We start from the raw sequence: 4,154 nt of genomic DNA, 5'->3' as shown, positions 1-4,154 counted from the left end.
GAAGGGCCAAGAACCCCGACTTTCCAGGGCGCTGGGCAGGCCCCGCTCCAAGAAACCGTCATTTGTTCAGCGTTTCCCTAACGTGCTGGGTGCAGCGAAGCGGAACCCAGTCACGTTGAGCGACGTGTTAAGTGGAAACCTCGAAAACCGCCGCGGCCCATAACCAGCTCTGGGGATCTTCCTTGTCGATATATATAGCGTCCGACTTCTCAAGAATTGTGGTTCCGCTATTCTGCTCCGACTCGCTAAACCTCCGTTCAAGCGTTTCGCGTTTCGCTGCGCTAGCCGTCGCTACAATTAGCCCACGATGGAAGCTACCGCCTCTACTGAGCATTGATTGAAGGCGTTCCGCATCGGAGCAAATACCCCATGAATCCCATGTCCTTTTAACCTCGATGAGGTATCGCGGTTTGTCTGAAGCTGCCCATACTGCTATATCGATTCGGCCGCCGTTATTACGCTTGATCTTCCCACGCGTTTCGGCGCCAGCGGCATCCAGGAGCCAACGGACGGACGACTCGACGGTAACAAAGTGACATTCTTCGATGAGTTTACGTGCGATTTCCGTCTGCAGAAGAGACTCCGGCGCTTCATCGATCGGGATTCCCCCTGACATCGTGTCGTACAGGCGCGCCGCAGCCTTGGCACCGCGGATGCAGCGGTCCACAACCTGCCTCTTCGGGATCGGTCCACACATTGTCTCCCCCCTTAACGACCGGCATAACCGGCGGCTTAAAGCGCGGTGACGAAGGAGCCGCGCTTTAAGCCATCCCGGTTCATGCCTTTGTTAGCTTTTCGTGTAAAACGCATCAAATTCCCGCACAATATTCGGATTGTAAAAGGACTTGCCAACGCCAGCCCTTTTTCCAGGATCTAGAAACCGCGTCCTACAGTATCGCTCGTCTTGCTCAAGGCGTTTTCTTATAGCGTGATAGTCCTGATTAACTTTGAAATCTGTATACCGTTTACGCAACCTCGTCGTAAGGATCTTGTAATCCCATGGATACTTTTCCCGTATATCTTCTTCGGTCAGGGTGACGGGCGTTGCATCAGGATCATTCGATACCTGTACCTTTTGACCCTCAGGAGACTTGGACTTCGAAAACTTCACGTCCAGCCTTAAGGAAACGTTAAAGTCTCCCGGGGAATCAGGGCCCTCAGTAGATGCTTGCCCCCGAAGATATTCAATCAGGCGCCTCTCCTCTGCATTTAAGCTCAAGGCTTGGGCCTCTCCGTGCTGACCAAAAAACGCAAGCGGCATCAAAAAGAAGTTGTATTCTGAAAGATCGCTTGCAAACCACTGGCGGGCCAATACCAAGTAGTTTCTGAGGCAGGCTGTTCCTATCTCTTGAACCAATTTAGCAAGATCGAAGCCCTTGTTTAGAAAGTGGATTGAGTTATCGCGAATTTCACACAATAACTCTAGATTGGTTCTTACCGAGGAATTTATCGTTTCCCCGTATTCATCCGTAATTAGATCAAACGATTTAAATAAGCCGACCGATAGATGCGTACCCGATCGATTTTTTACTCTGTACCGTTTCTCGGTCCGAGTACCGTCCGCCTTTCTCCTTCGTTCATATTTCAATATCGCGCTAACTTTGTTCCCTGAAAGCTGCAGTACTCTTGCCTTGAGGAGAAGCTCCCATGCGTTTATTGCGAGTATCGAAAAGCTTTCTTCTCGATATGAGAAATTGGGCTTATTATAAATTTCCATGGCCGCAAGCATCGCGTCGATAGACTTGTCGGCCATTATGCGAGCACGGGACCTCATACAACTCCTAAGCTAACGCGAAGGCTGTGCGGCGGCGCTCAGCGCCGTCCGAACGAGCCACTTGTTGGAAAGCCACTGTGTCACGCCAGTCGTCTTCGGCCGATAAGCCCCCAACTAGGTATGCGCATGCCATCGTCTGCCAAGATTGCGGCCGGTCGTGCTGCAAAGGGATTGGCCGAATCAGTCATTCTCTTTATTAATGACGATCTCTGGTCCTCTGAAAGCTGTTCCCACCAATCGGGCTGGAGATGAATATTCTCGAAATGCTCAAAGAAGAGCCGGACAAGCGCGCTCGTGATCTCGGCATCGCCAAGGTTGTCAAGGCTATCAATGAACGCCGCGCAAGCAGCGGATCGAGACTCGGTCCAGACGAATGCCACATGGCCTCTTGCGCCACCGTAGAATGACGTTACGGCTAGCAAATCCGGAGTTCTCGACACGTCCGCTACATCTTGAAGCTCACGCCCGGTGAAGTCCTGTTCAGGGTAGAAAGCTCCCGAACACATAACGGGAGGCGGAGCGGCCGAGTCGATCACATAGGCCCGTATATCAGTATAATCGTCCTGCACAAGCATGGCGTCGAGAGTCGACTTGTAGATCGCGTTGTCACGCACGCCAGCATTCACGCCAATTGAAAAGTCTCCCATAAATGTCTGGATTGTAGCCTGATCTAGCGGATCCCGCCCCCGATCCATCTCCGCACGCTGATCGTTCAGGGAGGCTGATGCTTCCTTTGTGTAGAGTTCTCTAGCCAACGCTCTGTAGAGAAGGAGAAAGCACTGTTGAGGAGTTGCAGCAAACTCGTCCTTTTCTAGGGGGGAGAACAGGGCGTCGTCGTGAGTCGTACAAAAACCTGTGAACGTAGAAGCCTTGTTCACGCCAAAGCTCTGCGGCTTTAACACTCCCTTATCTCGAGTTAGGTTCTCTAACGACGGCACGAAGGAATAAACGTGCCCCTCTCGCGCTATCTGTTTCAAACTCCCTGACTTCGGAACTGTATGCGCCTTCACGATTTTCTTTGTGCAGTCGCCTTGCCAAGGCTCCGGAGCAAGACAACGCTTCTGGGAGAACGCCTCTCGCACGGATCGCGCTGCTTCCCACCTTGGAACGGGTGACATGTTAGCCCGCTCCAGGTGACACTTCTTGAATTTCTTTCCCGATCCGCACCAGCACGGTTCATTCCGGCCCAGTTTACGGTTGGCCATGAACTACCCCTTGGCTTTCCAACGTCCAAGCTCATTTGCGCGAATGGAGCGCAGCGAAATGAGCGTCAAATGGAGCGTTTTGTTAGGCGCCATGCCGCGGAGTGCGCTCTTCCGGCGCGCTCATGCCGGCGGGAAGGGACTGGCGGGCGGCGTCGCCAGCGTGATGAGGTTGCCGTCGGGATCGCGCAGCTGCGCCAGCGTCGAATAGTTGCCCGGAATGTCGTCCCCGAGCGCGATCCCTTGGCCCTCCAGCCGGCGACGTTCGGCTGCAAGATCGTCGACATACAGGAACATTACGCCTTTTCCGGCAATCTCGTCGCTATTTGAAATCATCAACCCGCCCTGATCGAATAGCTCCCACTGCACCAACGTGTCCATCGGCCGGTAATCCGGTCTGCGACCGAGCAGTTTCGTATACCAGACTTCGGCCGCAGCGAGGTCTGCGGTGAGCAATGAGGTATAGATCTTCTGTAGGCTCATTTGCGTTCCTCCGAGCCGAGCCTTGTATGGCGGATGCCAGTAGTATTAATGAATACTTTTCATTCTATGGGATACGTGTGAAAACGCCTAACAGTGATTGGATAGCGCGCACGGATATTCAATAAACCTGCGTGCACGATATTGCAGTCCGTGCGCCTGCTCGTTTCCCTGTAACCCACTGATATTATAGACCACCCATCTCCGCACCATCAGACGCGCCGCGATATCGTGCTTGCAGTTTGCGCCCGCGCTGTTCGCACTGTACATATATACAGTCCCCCACACGGAGGTGATGTCATGGACTCGGCGCGCAAACCCCGTCTGATGGACCAGGCCCGCCGCACGTTGCGCGTGAAGCGCTACAGCATCCGCACGGAGAAGAGCTATTGCTACTGGATACGGTTTTTCATCCGTTACAGCGGCGTACGTCACCCGGCGACGATGGGCGAGCCCGAGGTACGGGCGTTCCTGGAATACCTGGCGGTTGAGCGCAAGGTGGCGGCGGCGACGCAGAATCGGGCGCTCAACGCCCTGGTGTTCCTCTATGCCAAGGTGCTGGAGCGGCCACTCGGCGACATAGGGCGTGTCACCCGTGCGCGGCGTCCACAGCGGCCGCCGTGCGTATTCCAGTCAAGGGGAACGCAGTTCCGTCTGATGGGGAACAGTTGTCCATTTGATGGGGAACACGCTTCCAC

At 54.2% G+C, this 4,154-nt stretch carries 4 protein-coding genes and 1 pseudogene; 1 reads left to right on the top strand and 4 read right to left on the bottom strand.

Annotated elements, in window-relative coordinates:
* Positions 1 to 787 precede the first annotated feature (787 nt).
* From ACQ754_RS16935 to ACQ754_RS16920, 4 genes and pseudogenes are all read right to left on the bottom strand, one after another.
* Positions 788 to 1,753, bottom strand: a complete 966-nt coding sequence (locus ACQ754_RS16935) for a DUF3644 domain-containing protein (RefSeq protein ID WP_440998223.1) — start codon at positions 1,751 to 1,753, stop codon at positions 788 to 790.
* A gap of 101 nt (positions 1,754 to 1,854) precedes the next feature.
* Positions 1,855 to 2,676, bottom strand: a complete 822-nt coding sequence (locus ACQ754_RS16930) for a hypothetical protein (RefSeq protein WP_440998224.1) — start codon at positions 2,674 to 2,676, stop codon at positions 1,855 to 1,857.
* Between the two features lie 228 nt (positions 2,677 to 2,904).
* Positions 2,905 to 2,979, bottom strand: a pseudogene (locus ACQ754_RS16925) (SEC-C metal-binding domain-containing protein); the annotation flags it as partial.
* A 120-nt stretch (positions 2,980 to 3,099) separates the two neighbouring features.
* Entirely contained in the window at positions 3,100 to 3,459 is a 360-nt protein-coding gene (locus tag ACQ754_RS16920; protein WP_440998222.1) for a VOC family protein, read from the bottom strand.
* A gap of 297 nt (positions 3,460 to 3,756) precedes the next feature.
* On the opposite strand from ACQ754_RS16920, the gene ACQ754_RS16915 reads away from it, so the two are divergent.
* Positions 3,757 to 4,154, top strand: a 398-nt coding sequence (locus ACQ754_RS16915) for a phage integrase N-terminal SAM-like domain-containing protein (RefSeq protein WP_440998221.1), incomplete at its 3' end; no start/stop codon positions are given.

The organism is Arhodomonas sp. SL1 (assembly GCF_052060015.1).
Taxonomy (GTDB): Bacteria; Pseudomonadota; Gammaproteobacteria; order Nitrococcales; family Nitrococcaceae; genus Arhodomonas.
This window is presented reverse-complemented; position numbering and strand designations above follow the sequence as displayed.

Coding starts and splice junctions, on each gene's coding strand:
- ACQ754_RS16935 (WP_440998223.1), bottom strand. CDS start 1,753: ATGGCCGACAAGTCTATCGACGCGATGCTTGCGGCCATGGAAATTTAT.
- ACQ754_RS16920 (WP_440998222.1), bottom strand. CDS start 3,459: ATGAGCCTACAGAAGATCTATACCTCATTGCTCACCGCAGACCTCGCT.